General features: G+C 64.7%; 19 protein-coding genes and 1 pseudogene. 7 read left to right on the top strand and 13 right to left on the bottom strand.

Annotated elements, in window-relative coordinates:
- A pseudogene (locus EN853_RS35265) lies at nt 1–104 on the top strand (IS110 family transposase); the annotation flags it as partial.
- A 78-nt stretch (nt 105–182) separates the two neighbouring features.
- On the opposite strand, the gene EN853_RS07145 reads toward EN853_RS35265, so the two are convergent.
- The 11 genes from EN853_RS07145 to EN853_RS07090 all read right to left on the bottom strand — a co-directional run bounded on the left by EN853_RS07145 (nt 183) and on the right by EN853_RS07090 (nt 10,586).
- On the bottom strand, nt 183–1,070 hold the full coding sequence (locus tag EN853_RS07145) for an amidohydrolase (protein ID WP_167524393.1): 888 nt from the start codon (nt 1,068–1,070) through the stop codon (nt 183–185).
- Nucleotides 1,070–2,224 (bottom strand): VWA domain-containing protein, encoded by a 1,155-nt coding sequence (locus tag EN853_RS07140; protein WP_127858601.1) that lies wholly within the window; start codon nt 2,222–2,224, stop codon nt 1,070–1,072. The genes EN853_RS07145 and EN853_RS07140 overlap by 1 nt, the downstream gene beginning before the upstream one ends.
- Before the next feature lie 315 nt (nt 2,225–2,539).
- Nucleotides 2,540–3,421, bottom strand: a complete 882-nt coding sequence (locus EN853_RS07130) for a MoxR family ATPase (protein ID WP_127858602.1) — start codon at nt 3,419–3,421, stop codon at nt 2,540–2,542.
- Nucleotides 3,422–3,428: 7 nt separating this feature from the next.
- On the bottom strand, nt 3,429–4,433 hold the full coding sequence (locus EN853_RS35085; protein WP_127858603.1) for a molybdopterin cofactor-binding domain-containing protein: 1,005 nt from the start codon (nt 4,431–4,433) through the stop codon (nt 3,429–3,431).
- Between the two features lies 1 nt (nt 4,434).
- Nucleotides 4,435–5,802 (bottom strand): xanthine dehydrogenase family protein molybdopterin-binding subunit, encoded by a 1,368-nt coding sequence (locus EN853_RS35080; RefSeq protein ID WP_127858604.1) that lies wholly within the window; start codon nt 5,800–5,802, stop codon nt 4,435–4,437.
- Between the two features lie 9 nt (nt 5,803–5,811).
- On the bottom strand, nt 5,812–6,294 hold the full coding sequence (locus tag EN853_RS07115) for a (2Fe-2S)-binding protein (RefSeq protein WP_127858605.1): 483 nt from the start codon (nt 6,292–6,294) through the stop codon (nt 5,812–5,814).
- Between the two features lie 114 nt (nt 6,295–6,408).
- Entirely contained in the window at nt 6,409–7,203 is a 795-nt protein-coding gene (locus EN853_RS07110; RefSeq protein WP_127858606.1) for an FAD binding domain-containing protein, read from the bottom strand.
- Nucleotides 7,204–7,214: 11 nt separating this feature from the next.
- Nucleotides 7,215–7,658 carry an SRPBCC family protein gene (locus tag EN853_RS07105; protein WP_127858607.1) on the bottom strand — a complete coding sequence of 148 codons (444 nt, stop codon included), beginning with the start codon at nt 7,656–7,658 and terminating at the stop codon, nt 7,215–7,217.
- Between the two features lie 154 nt (nt 7,659–7,812).
- Nucleotides 7,813–8,640 (bottom strand): AraC family transcriptional regulator, encoded by an 828-nt coding sequence (locus tag EN853_RS07100; protein WP_127858608.1) that lies wholly within the window; start codon nt 8,638–8,640, stop codon nt 7,813–7,815.
- Nucleotides 8,641–8,788: 148 nt separating this feature from the next.
- Complete coding sequence (locus EN853_RS07095) at nt 8,789–9,787, bottom strand: ABC transporter permease (protein ID WP_127858609.1); 999 nt, start codon at nt 9,785–9,787, stop codon at nt 8,789–8,791.
- 55 nt (nt 9,788–9,842) lie between these two features.
- Nucleotides 9,843–10,586, bottom strand: coding sequence for an ATP-binding cassette domain-containing protein (locus EN853_RS07090; protein WP_127858610.1), 744 nt, complete (start codon nt 10,584–10,586; stop codon nt 9,843–9,845).
- 453 nt (nt 10,587–11,039) lie between these two features.
- Here EN853_RS07090 and EN853_RS07085 point away from each other — a divergent pair, with 453 nt between their 5' ends.
- Both EN853_RS07085 and EN853_RS07080 read left to right on the top strand, forming a co-directional pair.
- The gene (locus EN853_RS07085; protein WP_127425594.1) at nt 11,040–12,029 is read left to right on the top strand and encodes a sugar-binding protein; all 990 of its coding nucleotides are present in this window, start codon (nt 11,040–11,042) and stop codon (nt 12,027–12,029) included.
- Between the two features lie 168 nt (nt 12,030–12,197).
- A complete protein-coding gene (locus tag EN853_RS07080) occupies nt 12,198–12,965 on the top strand; it encodes a FadR/GntR family transcriptional regulator (RefSeq protein ID WP_127858611.1) in 768 nt (255 codons plus the stop codon).
- A 23-nt stretch (nt 12,966–12,988) separates the two neighbouring features.
- Here EN853_RS07080 and EN853_RS07075 read toward each other — a convergent pair whose 3' ends face one another.
- Complete coding sequence (locus EN853_RS07075) at nt 12,989–13,927, bottom strand: NAD(P)-dependent oxidoreductase (protein WP_127858612.1); 939 nt, start codon at nt 13,925–13,927, stop codon at nt 12,989–12,991.
- Nucleotides 13,928–14,083: 156 nt separating this feature from the next.
- Between EN853_RS07075 and EN853_RS07070 the strand changes: the two genes are divergently transcribed.
- The gene (locus EN853_RS07070) at nt 14,084–14,980 is read left to right on the top strand and encodes an NAD(P)-dependent oxidoreductase (protein WP_127858613.1); all 897 of its coding nucleotides are present in this window, start codon (nt 14,084–14,086) and stop codon (nt 14,978–14,980) included.
- A gap of 102 nt (nt 14,981–15,082) precedes the next feature.
- Entirely contained in the window at nt 15,083–15,859 is a 777-nt protein-coding gene (locus EN853_RS07065) for a FadR/GntR family transcriptional regulator (RefSeq protein WP_127858614.1), read from the top strand.
- On the opposite strand, the gene EN853_RS07060 is transcribed toward EN853_RS07065, so the two are convergent.
- Entirely contained in the window at nt 15,860–16,147 is a 288-nt protein-coding gene (locus tag EN853_RS07060; RefSeq protein WP_127858615.1) for a DUF3175 domain-containing protein, read from the bottom strand.
- A gap of 219 nt (nt 16,148–16,366) precedes the next feature.
- On the opposite strand from EN853_RS07060, the gene EN853_RS07055 reads away from it, so the two are divergent.
- The gene (locus EN853_RS07055; protein WP_127858843.1) at nt 16,367–17,539 is read left to right on the top strand and encodes an MFS transporter; all 1,173 of its coding nucleotides are present in this window, start codon (nt 16,367–16,369) and stop codon (nt 17,537–17,539) included.
- Between the two features lie 108 nt (nt 17,540–17,647).
- Nucleotides 17,648–18,676: a LacI family DNA-binding transcriptional regulator gene (locus EN853_RS07050; RefSeq protein WP_127858616.1), complete on the top strand. Its 1,029-nt coding sequence runs from the start codon at nt 17,648–17,650 to the stop codon at nt 18,674–18,676.
- Nucleotides 18,677–18,944 lie beyond the last annotated feature (268 nt).

The following is an 18,944-nucleotide window of genomic DNA, read 5'->3' as shown; positions in this document are numbered from 1 at the left end:
GCAAGGAGAAAATGGTCATCCGTATCGCGCTCGCCCGCAAGCTGCTCGTCATTCTCAATGCAAAAGCACGCGACGCGCGCAGCGAGTTCGCAAATGCAACTTGACACCTCAGATAGTCGCTCATCCGTCTCGGCGCTGCGCGCCGATCCACCTTCTCCCGCAAGTGGAGAAGGGACCACCCTCTACACTGGCCGGTAAACCTCCTCGGCGGTATTCCAGAAAATATCCGCCTCAGCCTTCGAGCCATGCCTGGCCACAGCCGCCCGATGCGCCTTGATCAGTTCGGCATGGCTGGTCCACAGCTTCTCGATCGGGAAATTCGAGCCGAACATCAGCCGGGCACTGCCGAGGATATCGATCGCGTTGTCGACGATGTAGGCAGTCAACTCGGGGTCATTGCGATGGACGAAAGTGCCGAGCCCGGAGAGTTTGGCGTAGAAATTGGGCGCCGCCGACAGCGTGCGAAGGCCTGCCTTCCAGGCTTCGGTGATTTCGGGCTCCATGCCGGTCAGCATGCCGGCATGGGTGAGGATGAAATTGGTCTCGGGATTTTCTCCTACCAAAGTCAGCCCGTCCTTCATCTGCGCCGGAAAAAGCTGCAGGTCGAAGGAGAGGCCGTAATCCTTCAGCCGCGCCACGTTGGCGCGCACCTTGGGGTCGATCACCTGATCGGCTGATGCGGCGAAGCGGAAGGCCGGCGTCTCGTGCCAGTGGAGCTGCATGCGCACGCCGCGCAGCAGCCTGTATTTCATCAGCCGGTCGATCTGCGGCCGGACGTCGTCGACGCTCATGTCGGCATAGCCGACGATCGCATGCGGCCAGCCGGTCTCCTCCGCGGTCTTCTGCAGGAAGGCGACCTCCTTCTCAAAATCCTCCTTGGCCCAGTTGGTCTGGACATAGATGGCCTTCTCGACGCCGGAGCCCTTCTGGTCTTCGAGGAATTCCCCGATTGGATAGTCGCGCCGGATCGGCTCGTAAGGGCCGAAGATGCGCGGCACCATCGGCCCGACCAGCCAGGGCTGGTCCCGTTGGCGCCAGATGTGGAAGTGCGCGTCGATCGCCTTCTGCATCACGATACCCTTTTCCAGATGGTCTCGGCCGCTGGAGCGGGGCGGGCGAGCGACAGGATGAAGTCGGAGAGGCTCGTTGACGACGAGCCATCGACCAGATCGTCGAGCGCCGGCAGGATAGCGCGAAGCGCAGCCGTTTCCGGTCGGAAGCGCGGGTCGCCGGCGAGCGGCGTCGCCAGCGACAGCCGGAAGGCGCGGGCGCTGAGCCGGCGCATCGCGGTTTCGAGGTCGGAATGGTCGCCGCGCTCCAGCGCGTCCGACAGGATCACCACCGCCGCGCCGCGCGCGAAGGCGGAAAAGCGCGGCACGGAAAGAAGAGCGAGCAATGTCGGCCCCATGCGGGTGCCGCCATCCCAGTCGTCGACCAGCACTGCCGCACGAGCCAGCGCCTGATCGCGATCGCGGATGCGCAAAGCCGAGGTAATGCGGGTGAGCCGCGTGCCGAAGGTGAAGACTTCGGCTCGGCCTGCGCCCTGCACCGCCGCGTGCGCCAGCCTCAGGTAATCTGCGGTGTGCAGCTTCATCGAGCCGGAGACATCGATCAGCAAAAGCAGCTTGCGCGGCACGGTCTGGCGACGGCGCAGCAGCGGCGCGGGGATGTCGCCGTCGGCGCTGACGATTTCGCTGAGCGAGCGGCGCAGGTCGAGCGTGCCGCGCGAGTGGGCGCGCATGGTGCGGAAGGAGCGGCGGGCTGGCAGTGCAGAAGCAAGCCTGCGGCGGAACGAGGCGAGGCCATCGGTGTCGCGCTGGAAATCGCGGCGGCTCAGTTGCTCGAGCGCCGAGGACAGCTCGCCACCTTTCTCCTGGCGAACGATCTGATTTTCCTCCTCGTGCGTGCCACGATCGTCCTTGACGCGGGTTTCGTCCTCCTCTTCGCCTTCGATCGATGGCTTGGCGTCGCCGTAGAAATGGGCACGGAAATGCGCCTCGAATTCACCGCGGCGATCGGGCGAGGGCGCCAGCGTCGCAAGCGCCGCCTCGCGAATGTCGTTCATCGAGCGCGGCCCGAGCAGGGCTACCGCCTGCATGAAGCTGGTCACCTGTTCCGGCGCGATGGGGAAGGCGTGACGGCGCAGCAACCGGGCGAAGCCGAAGAACGGCGCTGCGGCGCGAGGCAAGCTTTCCTCTCCCCGTTTACGGCAGGGCAATCGCATATGGCGCTCCCCCATTCCGTCTCGGCTTCGCCGAGCCACCTCTCCCCCACATTCGTGGGGGAGAGGAAACGCCAACCGCGAAGGTCGCGGCCTTGAAAAGCTTGGGTTCCTCTCCCCCATGAACTTGGGGGAGAGGTGGCCGCGCAGCGGCCGGAGTGGGGGGCTGGCGCCGCCATATGCGATGCCGTTTACGGGGAGAGGATGCCGGCAGGCAGGGCGGCGCCACCTTTTGCCCAGTGTGGCGCTGCCCCTCATCCGCCCCTTCGGGGCACCTTCTCCCCGTGAACGGGGAGAAGGTGTTATCAAGGTCGCGGCTCACCCCATCGCCTCCTCGACTATCTGTCCGATCTCCGGTGCAATTGTGGACAAATCCTCCTCGTCCTTGATCAGCACCCCGATGGCGCGGCGGAAGGCTTGCGGCCACGGGCTGCCGCCCTTTTCCAGGACGGTTGCGGCGTTTGCCCATTCGACGGCTTCGGCAATGCCTGGCGGCTTGGCCAGTGGGCGGGCGCGGATCTGCTGCACGGCGCTCGCCACCGCGCGCGCCGTCGCCTCGGCAACATCGCCAGCCCGCAGCATGATGATCTCGGCCTCGCGCGCGGCATCGGGATAGCCGATCCAGTGGTAGACGCAGCGCCGGCGCAGTGCCTCTGCGAGTTCGCGCGTGCGGTTGGAGGTCAGGATGACGATCGGCTGCGTTGCGGCGCGGATGGTGCCGCGTTCCGGGATGCTGATCTGGAAGTCGGAGAGGAATTCGAGCAGCAGTGCGTCGAACTCATGGTCGGACCGGTCGATCTCGTCGACCAGAAGCACGCGCTGCTCCGGCGCGCGCAGCACCTGCAGCAGCGGTCGCGCGATCAGGAAACGATCGTCATAGATGTCGATCTCGTGCTCGCCGGCGTGGCGGATGGCGAGAAGCTGCCGCTGGTAGTTCCACTCATAGAGCGCGTGCGCGGCGTCGATGCCTTCGTAGCATTGCAGCCGCACCAACTCGCGGCCGAGCAGTTCGCCCACCGCCTTCGCCGCCTCGGTCTTGCCGACGCCGGGCGCGCCTTCGAGCAGCAGCGGCTTGCCCAAGCGGATTGCCAGGAAGATCGCGGTCGCAAGGCTGTCGTCCGCCAGGTAACGCGAAGCGGCGAGGCGCGCGGCCACCGCTTCCGGCGAAGCCGCGATCTGCTCTGCGTTGGCGCCGGTCATCTTGCACTCAGCCCGCGGCTTGCGCCTTCAGCGCGCGCAGGATGCGTTCGGGCGTGATCGGCAACGTGTCGATACGCACGCCGACCGCGTCGAAGACGGCATTGGCGACGGCCGGGATCTGCGGGTTGGCGCACATCTCGCCCGGGCCTTTGGCGCCGAAGGGGCCGTCGGCCGACGGCCGCTCCAGCACGATGATCTCGGTCTCGGCGAGATCGCCCGGACCCGGCATCAGATATTGGTTGAAGTCGGTGCCGCCATGATCTCGGTTCGGATAATAGGGCTCCGTCGTCTCATAGAGCGCATGGCTGATGCCCATCCAGGAGCCGCCGACGAGCTGCTGCTCGACCATTTTCGGGTTGAGCGCGCGGCCGATCTCGAAGACGTTCTTGACGCTAAGCACCGTCACTTCGCCGGTTTCGTCGTCGACCTCCACCTCGGCCACCGTGCAGGCATGGGCATAGCAGGTCGAGGGCTTCATCGCGCCGGTTTCCTTTTCGGGATAGGAGCGCGGGATCAAGAACATGCCGCGACCGGAGATCGAGCGGCCGCGCTTGAAATGCGCCGACAGGGCGACGTCGAAGATCGAGATCGATTTCTGCGGCGCGCCCTTGACCAATATGTTGCCCTGGCCGTCGGTCTCAAGGTCCGAGGCGTTAACTTCCAGCTCTTCGGCCGCCACTTCCAGCATCACCTGGCGGGCTTCCTTGGCCGCCTGGATGACGGCGTTGCCGGCCCGGTGCGTGCCGCGCGAGGCGAAAGTGCCCATGCAGTGCGGGCCGGTGTCGGTGTCGGCGGTGTCGATGATGACGCGGTCGGTCGGCACGCCGATCGTCTCGGCGCAGATCTGCGCCATGATCTGCTTCATGCCCTGGCCGAGATCGACGCTGGAGAGCGTCACCATGAAGTTGCCGGTCGGCGTCGAATGAACCAGCGCCTGGGTCGGGTCGCCGCCGAGATTCATGCCGGTCGGATAGTTGATCGCGGCGACGCCGCGTCCGCGCCGTATCGCCATCTCAGGCTCCCTTCCTGTAGGAGGACATGGCCATGTATTTGTCCGCCACCGGCCAGTTGGCGGCGCGCGAGGCTTCCTGCATGCACTCGATCAGCGCCGCACCCTCGGTTGGCTGGCGATGCGCCTTCATATCGCCGTCGCGATAGGCGTTGATGAAGCGGAATTCGAGCGGGTCCATGCCGATCAGCCGCGCCAGCTTGTCCATCTGCACCTCAAGCGCGAAGTCGCCGATGGTCACGCCGAAGCCGCGCATGGCGGAGGAGGGGGTGCGGTTGGTGTAGACGCAGTAGGTGTCGATCCAGACATTCGGGATCGTGTAGGGCCCGGGATAGTGCGCAGCACCCTTCTGCGCGCCGTAGGGCGAATGGCGCGAATAGGCGCCGGCGTCGGTGTAGCCGGTCACTTTTCGCGCAACGATGCGGCCATCCTTCATGACGCCGTCCTTGATGACGACCTTCTCGGCCGCACGGGGTGACGAAATCTGCATCTCCTCCTCACGGCTGTAGATGAAGGAGACCGGGCGGCCGGTTAGCTTGGCGGCGAGGATGGCGATCGGCTCGACGATGACGTCGACCTTGCCGCCGAAACCGCCGCCGACCGTGCCGCCGACGAAGTGCAGCTTCGAGCCCGGCATCTGCAGAATGATCGAGGCGTTGTCGAGAGTGAAGAACATCGCCTGCGTGTTGGTGTAGCAGGTGAAGCGGTCGTTGCCCTCGGGCGCCACCACGCAGCCGGTCGTCTCGGTCGGCGCATGCTCGATCGGCGAGGACTGGTAGGTTTGCTCGAGGATATGGTCGGCCTCGGCAAAACCGGCGTCGACATCGCCGAAGCGCACCTTGCGGCATTCGCCGCTGTCATAGAGATAGTAGTTCTGACCGTGATATTCGTTGACGAGGGGCGCGCCGGGCTTCAGCGCTTCTTCCATGTCGAAGACGGCCGGCAGCACCTCGTAGTCGACCTTGACCTTCGCGGCGGCTTCCTGCGCCGCGCGCTCGGTCTCGGCCAGCACCGCCGCCACCGCCTCGCCCTTCCAGCGCACCTTGCCGTCGGCGAGCACGGTCTCGTCCTCGGGGCCGATCTGGATCAGGATCAGGATGGTGTAGACGTTGTGCGGCACGTCCTTGGCCGTCAGCACCTTGACGACGCCCGGATGCTTCTCCGCCTCGGATGTATCGATGGAGCGGATGCGGGCATGATGGTGCGGGCTGCGCACCATCTTCAGATGCAACATGCCGGGAAGAATGCGGTCGGCGAAATAGGCGGTCTTGCCGGTGACATGTCCGGGGGAATCGAGCCGCGGCCGCGGCTGGCCGATCTCGTGCAGGCCGTCCTTGCGGACATCGGCGAAATAATCCTTGCGCAGTTCCATGGCTGTTCCTCAGGCGGCATTCTGCGAGTCGGCGCGCGCGGCGGTGAGCACCGCCTGGATGATCGGCTCGTAGCCGGTGCAGCGGCAGATATTGCCGGACAGCGCCTCGACCACCTCCTCGCGGCTTGGGTTCGGTGTGCGGTCGAGCAGCGCCTTGGCGGCCATGATCATGCCCGGCGTACAGAAGCCGCATTGCGTGGCGAAGGCATCGAGAAAGGCCCGCTGCAGCGGATGCAGCACGCCGCCTTCGGCAAGGCCGGCGGTGGTCCTGATGTCGGCGCCGTCGCAGGTCTCGGCCAATGTCAGGCAGGACAGCCTCAACTCGCCGTCGATGATGACCGAGCAGGCGCCGCAAGTGCCCTGGTGGCAGCCGCCTTTTGGCGAGGTGTCGCCGATCTTGTCGCGCAGCGCGTGGAGCAGCGTTGTGCCGCTCTCGATGAATTCGGCCTTTTCGGAGCCGTTGAGCGTGAATTGGACAGGTACCTTTGCCATCTTTTCCTCCCTGCGCTCCTGCCCGGATGAATCGGACAGACGCGCGTCCCCCACGGACTTAATTTCGTGCTTGCCGTTGTCCCAATACCGCTGCGCACTTTGGGGCGACAAGCGTTAGCTCAGCAGCAGTCGCCCGAGATGGACCGGCAGCACTTCCGCGCGATACCAGGCGCTGGCGATCGGGTCGGTGATCGGCGTGATGTCCTCGCCTGCCACGGCCAGTGCCGGCGCGATCTCCTCGGGCGTGAGCTTGCAGCCGAGCAGCGCCTTCTCCGCGGCCTTGGCCCGCATCGACCGATCGGCCATGCAGCCATGCGCGATGCGCGCGGAGGTCACGGTGCCGTCGGCCGTGCGCTGCAAGAGCGCCGCGATGCTCAGCACCGAGACCCCTTTCGGTTTGACCCGCGACACTTTGAGGAAGCGGAAGCTTTCTGCCTCGGGCAACGAAAGGCTGACGGCGGTGACGACGGCGCGGCTGGTGTCACGGCCAGCCAGGAAAGTCTCGACCGGCATTTCGCCGTCCTCGACGGCCACGGTGGCGTTCAATGCCAGCAGCGCCACCGCGAAATCGCCGTAGGGGGCAGGGGCAAACAGATTGCCGCCGACGGTCGCCATGTTGCGGATCGCCGGACCGCCGACGGCGCGGGCGGCAGGCGCCAGAGCGGCAAGCTCGGGATGGCGCGTAATCGCAGCCATCGTGACGGAAGCGCCAAGCCGGGCCTTGCCGCCGGAAACGCTGACCGCCGACAGCGAAGGCTCGGTGACGCGCACGAGGCTGGAGACCGAGACGTCGCCTTCATTGGCGGCGCGAACGACCAGCGTGCCGCCGCCAAGGTACCGGGTGCCGGACGCCTGCAAGGCCGCATTGGCGTCCTTCACCGTCGAGAAGGTCTGGAGCGCAAGCGACATGGCACGCTCCCTTAGCCCTGGCCCGCGAAATGGCTCTTCAGGGCATTGAAGCCGCCCTGGAAGACGTTGGCGCCCATGCCCTCGGCCAGCTTGTCGGCTTCCTCGGGTGCGGCGTCGAAGCTCGCGCTCCATTCGGCATAAGTGCGGTTGCCGTCGGTGATGCGCCGCAACTGCAGCGTCGCCTTGTGGTTGGTGATCGGCTGCGGGGTCTCGAGGATCGCGTAGCTGACCAGGAAATTCTTGTCGGAGAAGTCGAGCAGCTTTTCACGCAGCCGCGCGCCGCTGACCAGCGTGAAGTTGCGCACGCAGCCGATCGTGGTGGCGTCCTTGCCGTCCTCGATGTGGCTTTCAACCATGCGCGGATGCCAGTTCGGCAGTCCGTTGAAGTCGCGGATGCGCGACCAGACCTGTTCGACCGGCGCGTCGATGACGCTGGAAATGGTGACTTTCGCCATGAACTCGTTCCCTCGCAAAGATGGGAAGGAGGCTAGGGCGGCGGGCCGGGTTGCGCTTATCAAAGCGTCTTGCGCGCCTATCAATCAGTCTGAAAAAGAGCGGCCAAAGGCCGCTCAGGCAGTCTGAAAATAGGCGATTTTTCGGCCAGTTAGCTCAGGACATCGCGCGCGCCGCTTCGCGGTAGAGCGTCGGCGGCACGCCGACATGGTCGCGGAAGAAGCGCGAGAAATTGCCCTGGGTGGTGAAGCCGAGACTGCAGGCGACAGAGATCAGCGGCTCTTGCGACCATTGCAGCTGGCGCACGGCTTCCTCCATGCGCAGCGTGTTCCAGTAGACGTTCGGCGTCAGGTTGGTCTGTTCCTTGAACAAGGCGAAGAAATGCGGCCTCGACAGGCCGACGGAACGGGCCACGTCGTCGAAAGAGATGCGCTCGCAGACATTGGCCTTCATCAGCTGGATCGCCTTGCGGACACGGAAGTCCAGCATCGTGTTGATGCGGGTGCGCGCTATCTGCGGCGCCGAGGCATCGGCCGCGTCGAGCATGCTGTCGATGAAGCGCTCGATCTCGTAATTGGCGACGTCGTCGATGCTCTCATTGTCGGTCAGATGATCGAGCAGGTTCGCCGCCGCCTGGTGCAGCCACGGCTCCAGCGTGATTGCGGCTTGCGCGAACAGCGGCGCCGAAGCCGGCAGGTCGCGGCGTCGGCGCGCCCAGTCCGGATCGATGTAGAAGGCGAGGAAAAGGCCGGGCCTGCCGTCGTGGGAAAGCGCGTGGCTGTGCGGTTGAAAGGAATTGATGCCGGCGGCGGTGTCCGGTCCCAGCCGCACCGTTTCGCGGCCGATGGTCATTTCGCCGGCCGTGCCTTCCAGCCAGATGATGAGATGCGCCTCGCCATGGGCATGGGTGACGAAGTCGTTGGCGACATTCAGCACAGAGACATGTCCGAACCGGCCCCAATAGAGCCTGATCGCGTCCGTCATGGGTATAGTTCCTCCCGCAGGCGACTGGCCTCCCTTCGCCTGCTCGGGGATTGTGCGACCGACGTCCGGCTTGCGTCAAGGCATGGGGGGACGACGGCCGCTTCGCATCGCCAGCCCGGGCCGATTTTCAGACTGAACGATAGGGACGTCAGTCGCTGCGCCGGAAGTTGCGGATGCGGTCGAACAGCACGGCCAGCAGGATGGCGCCGCCGATGAAGGTGCCCTGCCAGAAGGCGTTGATGCCGAGCAGGCCGAGACTGTTGCGGATCACCTCGATGAGGGCAGCGCCGACGATGGCGCCGAAGGCGGTGCCGACGCCGCCGGCGAGATTGGCGCCGCCGATGACGGTGGCGGCGATCACCTGCAATTCCATGCCGGTGCCGATATTGGTGGTGACGGCGCCCAGCCAACCGGTCTGGATGATGCCGGCGAGACCCGCCGACAGCGCCGAGATCATGTAGACCGCGACCTTGATCTGGCGCACCGGAACGCCGGTCAGCGTCGCCGCATGCTCGTTGCCGCCAATGGCGAAGATGTGCCTGCCGAACTTGGTCCAACGCAGGATGAAGCCGGTGATCAGCGCCAGAAGGATCATGTAGAGCACCGGATTGGCGATGCCGAACACCCAGGCGCCGCCGCCCAGCGCCAGCAACTTGTCGTGGTCGGGCCCGAACTGGAAGACGACGGTGTTGTTGGAGGCGACCATGGCGAGGCTGCGGGCGACCGAGAGCATGCCGAGCGTGACCACGAAAGGCGGAAAATCGAGATAGGCGATAAGCACACCGTTAAAAGCGCCGATGGCGAGCGCGGTGATGATCGTGGCCAGGATGCCGACCTCGATCGAATAGCCGGCATGCATGGTGACGGCGAGGACCATCGAGCACAGGCAGAGCACCGAGCCGACCGAAAGGTCGATGCCGCCGGTGATGATGACGAAGGTCATGCCGAGCGCCACGATGGCGACAAAGGTGATGTTGCGGGTGATGTTGTAGAGGTTCTTCTGCGTGGCGAAGGCATCCGTGGCGACGGACAGGAACAGACAGGCGAGGATGACCGCGATCACCACCCAGAAGGTTTGGCTGGACAGCACGCGCGACACGAAGCTGTGCTGCTTCTGGGCGATCGTCTGGTCAAGGGTAACTGCCATTATCGACCTTTCCTGCCGGCGGTGAGACGCGCTTGCGTCGTCGGTTTCGGCGTTATCATGCCACCTGTTCGATGGCGCCAGTGATAAGCCCTGTGACTTCCTCTGGCGAACTCGCGGCGATCTTCTTGTCGGCGACCTTCCTGCCGCGCCGCATGACGATGACGCGGTCGGCGACGTCGAAGACGTCCGGCATGCGGTGGCTGATCAGCACCACCGCGATGCCCTGGTCGCGCAAATGGCGGATCAGGTTGAGCACTTCGGCGACCTGCCTGACCGAGATCGCCGCCGTTGGCTCGTCCATCAGCACGATCTTGGCCTGCGACAGCATGGTGCGGGCGATCGCCACCGCCTGGCGCTGGCCGCCCGACATCTGCTTGACGAGGTCACGCGGGCGGGTCTCGGACTTCAGTTCCGCAAAGAGCTGGCCGGCGCGCTTGTACATGGCGGCATAGTCGAGGATGCGGAACGGACCGACGCCGCGGCGCAGCTCGCGGCCGAGATAGACATTGGCGGCGGCCGTCAGATTGTTGCAGAGCGCGAGGTCTTGGTGGACAATCTCGATGCCGTGCTGGCGGGCTTCCGCCGGCTTGTGCAGGATGAGCTCCTTTCCGTCCATGTGCATAGTGCCATGGCTGGGACGGAAGTTCCCGGCGATCATCTTGACCAGCGTCGATTTGCCGGCTCCGTTGTCGCCCATCAGGCCGACGACCTGTCCGGCCTCCAGCGTGAACGAAACGTCGTTCACCGCATGGATGGCGCCGAAATGCTTCGAAATGTTGGCGAGTTCGAGAACCGACACCAGCCTTAAGCCTCCCCATTCTTCGCCCTGCGACCACTTCGCCGTCGATGCCGGCGCCGCATGGGCCTCGCACCTCCAACTTCTCCCGAGCGGGTGCAATCGATGCATTTAGGCGAAAGCCCGCGTGGGCGTCAATCAACTGCTGGGCGATTAATTTCGAAACTCGACAAAAAATCCGTTTTGTAGGACAAATAGGAATTGACGACAGCGGCGAGCCGATATTAGCTAGCGTCGGAGGAAGAACCTGCCCGCGCAAATCGCCGTTCGGCTGATGCGGTGGGCAGGAGATTTGATCCGGCAACGCCAGTGTTCATCGGACCTGGAACGGATCGGCAAATGCTTATCGGCCCGGCTTTAGAACACGGACGTTTGAGGCGATTCCCGTGTTGCTTGCATCCGGGCCGATTGGTGTGGCGGGCACGTGGTGTCCGTCTGTTTCAAGGGAGGACTGATATGAGGAAATCACTTTTGCTCGCCGCCGTCGCCGCCATGGCGTTGGGCGCCGGGCCGGCTTTGGCCAAGAAACAGCTCGTCATTGTCGTAAAGGGTCTCGACAACCCGTTCTTCGAAGCCATCCACCAGGGCTGCGAGAAGTGGAACAAGGAAAACGCCAGCTCGGAATATGAATGCTTCTACACCGGTCCGGCATCGACCTCGGACGAGGCCGGCGAAGCCCAGATCGTGCAGGATATGCTGAGCAAGCCGGACACGGTGGCGATGGCGATCTCGCCGTCCAACGCGCCGCTGATTGCCCAGACAATCAAGAGCGCCAATCCGTCGATCCCGATCATGACCGTCGACGCCGACCTTGCGAAGGAAGATGCTGCGCTTCGCAAGACCTATCTCGGCACCGACAACTATCTGATGGGCAAGCGCATCGGCGAATACATCAAGAAGGCCAAGCCGAATGGTGGCACGATCTGCACCATCGAAGGCAATCCGGCCGCCGACAACATCCTGCGCCGCGCGCAGGGCATGCGCGATGCGTTGTCGGGCAAGGATGGCCTGTCGGCGCTTGCCGGCGAAGGCGGCTGGACCGAGGTGGCCGGCTGCCCGGTGTTCACCAACGACGACGGCGCCAAGGGCGTGCAGGCGATGACGGACATCCTCGCCGCCAATCCGAAGCTCGACGCCTTCGGCATCATGGGTGGCTGGCCACTCTTCGGCGCTCCGCAGCCCTATCGCGACCTGTTCAAGCCGATGGCCGACAAGATCGCCAAGAATGAATTCGTCATCGGCGCCGCCGACACGATCGGCGACGAGGTGGCGATCGCCAGGGACGGCCTGGTGACCGCGCTGGTCGGTCAGCGGCCGTTCGAAATGGGCTACAAGGCACCTTCGGTGATGATCGACCTGATCGAAGGCAAGAAGGTCGACGATCCGGTCTTCACCGGCCTCGACGAATGCACCAAGGACACGGTCGACACCTGCATCCAGAAGTAGGCTTCGATCCCGGGGCGCCCTTCGAAGGGCGCCCCTCCACCTTTCGCCCGGATATGGACGCGGCCTTGCCGAGGCGGCAGGCCAATGTTTTTTGCGCGCCAAAAATTCTCTGTCCGGCAGAGTTTTGCGGGCGTCTTGGAGCCTGCAGCAGGAGGCACCGGAACGCGGATGCCACGGGAAAAATCAGGGAAGCGCTCAGCCAAGCCAGCGCAGCCGGCCACGATCCGCAGGCCAGAGGCGACGCGGATCGCGGGCCTCAGCGTGCATGCTTCGCTGGCCGGCGAGATCGGCCTCAGGATCGTGCGCGGCGACTATCCGCCGGGAACCGTCCTGCCCAACGAAGCCAAATGGTCGGAAACCTTCAATGTCAGCCGCTCGGCGGTGCGCGAAGCCATCAAGATGCTGATGGCCAAGAGCCTGCTCGCGTCCCGCCCCAAGATCGGCAGCTGGGTCGAGCCAAGGGAGCGCTGGAACCTGCTCGACCGGGACGTGCTCGCCTGGTACGCGACCTCGCCTGACCGTGAGGTGTTCCTGAAGACGGTGCAGGAGTTCCGCCACATCATCGAACCGGAAGCGGCCGCCTTCGCGGCGACGCGGCGTTCCGACGAGCAGATGGTCGAGATCAGCCGGGCCTGCCGCGAGATGGGAGAGGCAGTGCATTTCCAAGAGCGCACGCGCGCCGACACCCGGTTCCATCTCGCCATCCTGCGCGCTTCCGGCAACGAGCTCCTGGTGCCGCTCGGCGTGCTGATCGAATCGGCGCTCGACCATCTCTTCGTCTTCGTCACGCGCGAGCACAGCGACCAGCGGCGGGCCCAGTCCCTGCACGAGGCGATCGAGCGAAACATCCGCCTGCAGCGCCCGGCCGCCGCCAGGAACGCGGTGCACAAGCTGCTCGCCAATACCGACGAGGTGATCGAGCTGTCGCGGCGCTGAGAGGGAGTTCGCGCCGGTGGCCGTCAGATCTTCTGCTTCACGCCATCCTTCGACGGCATCAGGTCGACGCCGTTGAGCTTGCCGATATGCGTGGCCAGCATCGGCACATACTGGTCGGCCGGCCCCGCGGCGAAGGCGGTCGCGAACGAGTTCTTGGTGGCATTGCCCAGCGGGTTGGCAATGCCGGCCGCGCCGGCCATCGATTCCAGATAGGTCAAATCCTTGAAAGCGTTGGCGATCGAGAACTTGTGCGCGTCGCGGTCGCCATCCAAAGTCCAGCGCATGAAGGTTTGATAGAAGCCGCAATCCATGCGGCCGTTGCGGATCACGCTGTCGAAGCGCGGCGGCGAGATACCGACCTTCTGCGCGAGCGCGAGGGCTTCGGAGTAGATCGCGGCATAGCCCAGCGAAATGAAGTTGTTGAGCAGCTTCATGCGGTGGCCGTCGCCGGTGTCGCCGATATGGACGATGCGGCCGGCCCAGGTTTCGATCACCGGCTTCAACCGGACGAAAACCGGGTCCGGCGCGCCGACCATGGCGTCGAGCGTGCCTTCCCAGGCCTCCTTCGGGGTGCGGCTGAGCGGAGCGTCGACATAGTCGACGCCAAGAGCCTTGAGTTCGGCGGCCAAGGCCACGGTGGATGTCGGGTCGGACGTGGAGCAATCGACGACCACGGAACCCTTCTTGAGACCTTCCTTCAGTCCACCGGGGCCGCGAATGATCGCCTCCACCTCCCGCGAGCCGGTGACGCAGATGAAGACGATGTCGGAGGCGGCTGCCACCTCGCGAGATGTCGATGCCTCCTTGGCGCCGCGGCCGAGCAGGTCGTCCGCCGGCTTGCGGTTCTTGCGGCCGAGGAAGGTGAGCGGATAGCCCTTGTCGACGATGTTCTTGGCGATGCCGTGCCCCATCAGGCCGAGACCGATGAAACCGATGTTTTCGTGGGCAGCGGTGGTGGTCATGTCGTTTCGTCCCTGTCTTTTCCTGATGATGGGCCGGCGCGACCGGCCCGGCGGGCGATTGCTGGAGAGGTTTTCGCAGATCGCGGTTGGCAGGCGATTGCGCAACACCATATTGTCTGACAATACACATAATTTCCAAGCAATGTGGAGAGCAAAATGACGAAGCGGATCATGTTCACCGGCGGTAGTGGCAAGGCCGGCCGTCACGTCGTCCAGTATCTGGTCGAGCATGGCTGCCAGGTGCTCAACATCGACACCAAGCCGCTCGACAACCCGAAGGTGCGAACTTTGATCACCGACATCACCGACAGCGGCCAGGTGTTCAACGCGCTGTCGAGCTATGCGGGGCTGCACGAGTTCGACCCGTCGTTGCGGGCGCAGCCGGTCGACGCCGTCGTGCATTTTGCCGCTATCCCGCGCATCATGATCACGCCCGACAACGAGGTGTTCCGCATCAATGCGATGGGCACCTACAATGTCATCGAGGCGGCGGTGAAGCTCGGCATCCGCAAGGTGATCATCGCTTCCAGCGAGACGACCTACGGCCTGGTCTTCGCCAACGAGCCGCGCAATCCCACGCATTTTCCGCTCGACGAGGATTACGACGTCGACCCGATGGATTCTTATGCGCTGTCGAAGATCGTCAACGAGAAGACGGCGCGGGCCTTCGCGCTGCGCAGCGGTTTCGACATTTATGCGCTTCGCATCGGCAACGTCATCGAGCCGCATGAATATTCGCTGTTCCCGAAATGGTTCGCCGATCCGGGTTTCCGCAAGCGCATCGCCTGGAGCTACATCGACGCCCGCGACCTCGGCCAGATCACCCTGCGCGCGATCGAGAAGGACGGGCTGGGCTATCAGGTGTTCAACGCCGCCAATGATGACACCTCGTCCGACCTGCCGACGGCCGAGCTCCTGAAGCGTTTCTATCCGGGCGTGCCGGTCAAGGCCGAGCTGGGTGAATACGAGACGCTGCTGTCGAACCGCAAGGCGCGCGACGTGCTGGGCTTCCGGCCCGAGCACAGCTGGCGCAAATACGTCAAGACCGCGTGAGGGGGCAGACAAACGCTGGTTGAGCTGTGCACATCCTCGCGCGTTGCGGCAAAGCTGGCTTGCCGTGCTTGACAGCTTCTGAAAACCGGACTTTCTGGACATATGCGGGACGCGAAGCCGAACAACGAAAAAAGGCCGATGAAAGCGGGATCCACCGAGCGTCCGGCGGGCGTTCGCCGGTCCAATGCGCCGCGCATCCCGGGCGCCAGCGTGCATACGTCTCTGGCCAGCGAAATCGGGCTTAGGATCGTGCGCGGCGACTATCCGCCTGGGACCATCCTACCCAACGAAGCGAAATGGTCGGAAACCTTCGACGTCAGCCGCTCGGCGGTGCGCGAGGCGATCAAGATGCTGATGGCCAAGAGCCTTCTGGCGTCGCGGCCCAAGATCGGCAGCTGGGTCGAGCCGAAGGAGCGCTGGAATCTGCTCGACCGCGACGTGCTCTCCTGGTACGCGACGTCGCCGGATCGCGAGGTCTTCCTGAGGACGGTGCAGGAGTTCCGCCACATCATCGAGCCGGAGGCCACGGCGTTCGCCGCAATGCGGCGCACCGACGAGCAGATGGCCGAGATCAGCCAGGCCTGCCGCGAAATGGGCGAAGCGACCAGCCTGCAGGAGCGCACCCGCGCCGACACGCGCTTCCACCTCGCCATCCTCAGGGCCTCCGGCAACGACCTGCTGGTGCCGCTCGGCGTTCTGATCGAATCCGCCTTCGATCATCTCTTCACCTACACGACTCGCGAACTCGACGATCTGCAGCACGTCCAGAAGCTGCATGAGGCGATCGAGAGGAATATCCGGCTGCAGCGACCGGATGCGGCGCGCAATGCGGTACGCAAGCTGCTTGCCAATACCGACGATGTCATCCGCTCCCGGTAGTCAATCTTCCTTTTCGCGGCCGAAGGCGACGCGCAGCTCGTCCTTTGCCTTCTCCAGCACTCGCTTGCGCGATTCCGGCAGGTTGCTGCCGGCGCGGTTGATGTAGAAATTCAGCATCGACATGGCGGACCGGAACGGTTCCGCCTTGCGGCGGTGGCTGTGCTCGGCCGAGCGCTTGAGCGAGGCGGCGATCTTCCTGGCATCGTCGGATTCGAAGATGTGCGCCTCGAGATCCAGTGCGTCGCTGTGCTCTGTGACCTCGGCCGACCATTTCTTGCTGGCGGTCATGGCGAAACTCCTTCCTTGGCTCACAACTCCGGGCGGCAAGGCCGGTTCCCGGCCGCTGGAGCCACGGATTTGTCCGTTGTGGCGCTGCTCGGCGCGGGAAATGCGCCGAATAGTGGGCCAAAATCGTCCGATCCCGAAGAAACGTCGACAGGAAACGCCGTGACGACAGTCCCTGGAAACGCGGCGGCTGGCGCCGGCATAGACAGCGGCTACGCATGGATGCGGCTTGGCATTTCCTTGCTGCTGGCGACGATCGGCGGTGTCGGGATGTGGGCGGTGGTCGTGGTTCTGCCCGCCGTGCAGGCCGAGTTCGGTGTCGACCGCGCCGCCGCGTCGATGCCCTATACCGCCACCATGGTCGGCTTTGCCGCGGGCAACGTGCTGGTCGGGCGCGCCATCGATCGCTTGGGTTACTGGATACCGGCGCTGGCCTCCGCGGTGGCGCTTGCCGCCGGCTTTCTTCTCGCTTCGCTCAGCAACTCGATCCTCGGCTTCACCCTTGCCCAGGGGCTGTTGATCGGCCTCGGCACCTCGGCGATTTTCGGGCCGCTGATCGCGGATATCTCGCATTGGTTCAACCGTCGCCGCGGAGTCGCCGTGACGGCTGCCGCGTCCGGCAGCTATCTGGCCGGCGCGGTCTGGCCGATCGTGATCCCCTACATTATGCGCGGTGAAGGCTGGCGTTTCGCCTATGCGGCGATCGGCGTGTTCTGCCTTGCGACCATGGTGCCGCTGGTGCTGATGCTGCGGCGGGGCGCTCCGCGCGAGACCGCCGCCGGCTCATCCGCCAGCCGTCCGGTTCAGCCGATCTCGCTGTCGCCGGCGGCGCTGCAGATGTTGCTGGTCGTCGCCGGCTTCGGCTGCTGCATGGCGATGTCGATGCCGCAGGTGCATATCGTCGCCTATTGCATGGATCTCGGCTATGGCGTCGCGCGCGGCGCCGACATGCTGTCGATCATGCTGGCGGCGGGCGTGGTCAGCCGCATCGGTTCGGGTTTCCTCGCCGACCGCAACGGGGCGGTGAAAACCCTGCTCGCCGGCTCGGTGCTGCAATGCCTGTCGCTGTTCTTCTACATCCCGTTCGACGGGCTCGCCTCGCTCTATGTGGTCTCGCTGGTGTTCGGCCTCTCGCAGGGCGGCATCGTGCCCTGCTATGCGATCATCGTGCGTGACTACATGCCCGCCAAGGAGGCCGGCCAGCGGGTCGGCATCGTCTTGATGGCGACCATCTTCGGCATGGCCGTCGGCGGCTGGATGTCCGGCTGGATGTACGATCTCACCGGTTCCTACGTCGTCGCGTTCCTTAACGGCATCGCCTGGAATCTGGTGAATCTCGCGGCGATCTTGCTGCTTGTGTGGAGAGCCAGCCGTAGCGCTGCGGCAGTGGCTTGATGCGCCTCAGCGCCGCTGCCGCGGGCTGCTTGACAATGGCGGGGACGTGAGCGACCCCAGATCGTAGCAAAACGGGCCGGGTGGCGCGATGATAGCAGGGGCAAAGCTGTGACGAGGCCGCGATCGCGCCGCGGCGGCGGCCGCCCGACCATTGCCGACGTCGCGCGCAAGGCCGGTGTCGGCGCCATCACCGTGTCCCGCGCTCTGCGCGAGCCGGGGCGGGTTTCGGAAGATCTGCGCCGGCAGATCCAGGCTGCCGTAGACGAGCTCGGCTATGTGCCTGATCCCAACGCGCGGGCCCTGGCCTCGGCGCGCGCCGAGGTCTTCGGCGTGCTGGTGCCGTCGCTGACCAACAACGTCTTTGCCGAAGTGGTGCGCGGCATCTACGACAGCTTGTCGGACAGCCCGTTCCGCATTCAGCTCGGCAACACGCATTACTCGGGCCTGGAGGAAGAGCGGCTGCTACAGGTGTTTGCCCTGCAGCGGCCGGCGGCGCTGATCGTGGCCGGGATCGACCAGACGCCGCTGTCGCGAAAGCTGCTCGAGACGACCGGCTGCCCGGTGGTGCAAGTGATGGAAACCGGACCCGATCCGGTCGACATGCTGGTCGGCTTCTCGCATTTCGACGGCGGCCGTACGGCTACCGAGCACCTGATCGAAACGGGCTACCGGCGGATCGGCTTCATCGGCGCGCGCATGGATCCGCGCTCGCAGCGGCGCCTTGCCGGCTATCGCGCAGCCATGCAGGCGGCCGGGCTGTTCGATCCCCGGCTGATCACCACCACGCCGCTGCTGTCGAGCGTGACGCTCGGCCGCGAGCTTTTGCGCGACGCGCTGGCCAAAATGCCGTCGCTCGACGGCGTCTTCTGCAACAATGACGATATCGCGCTTGGCGTTCTGTTCGAATGCCACCGCGCGGCGATCGCCGTGCCGGAGACCATCGGCATCGTCGGCTTCAACGACCTCGATATGATGCAGGCGGCATTCCCGTCGGTCACCAGCGTTCGCACGCATCGCTACGAAATCGGACGCCAGGCGGTGGCCATGGCGCTCGCGGCGATCGCGGGACAGCGGCCGCAGCAGCGGGTTGTCGACCTCGGTTTCGAGCTCATACGCCGCGAGAGCACCGCGCGTTGAAACACGCAGAGGCGACTGTGCGAATGCCGGTTTACAGCCATTTGTGGTAGCGCTACCACATCTTTTGCTGAGTTATCCAGGCGTAATGACAAGGCTGTTTATTATACATAAGCAACACCTCACGCTTGTTTATTATGTATAATATGATAGTTTTGTGACCCGCCTGGAGGGGCAAGAGGGGGAGCGTAAGAGGGACGGAGCAAGTCACCTCGGAAGGCGCATCGGGATGGCGGAGGGTGCCAGCCGACAATGCCTGGACTTCATCAAC

Source organism: Mesorhizobium sp. M1C.F.Ca.ET.210.01.1.1, from assembly GCF_004791585.1.
Lineage (GTDB): Bacteria > Pseudomonadota > Alphaproteobacteria > Rhizobiales > Rhizobiaceae > Mesorhizobium.
Note: the sequence above shows the minus strand (reverse complement) of the source record. Positions and strands in the feature narration are given on the sequence as shown.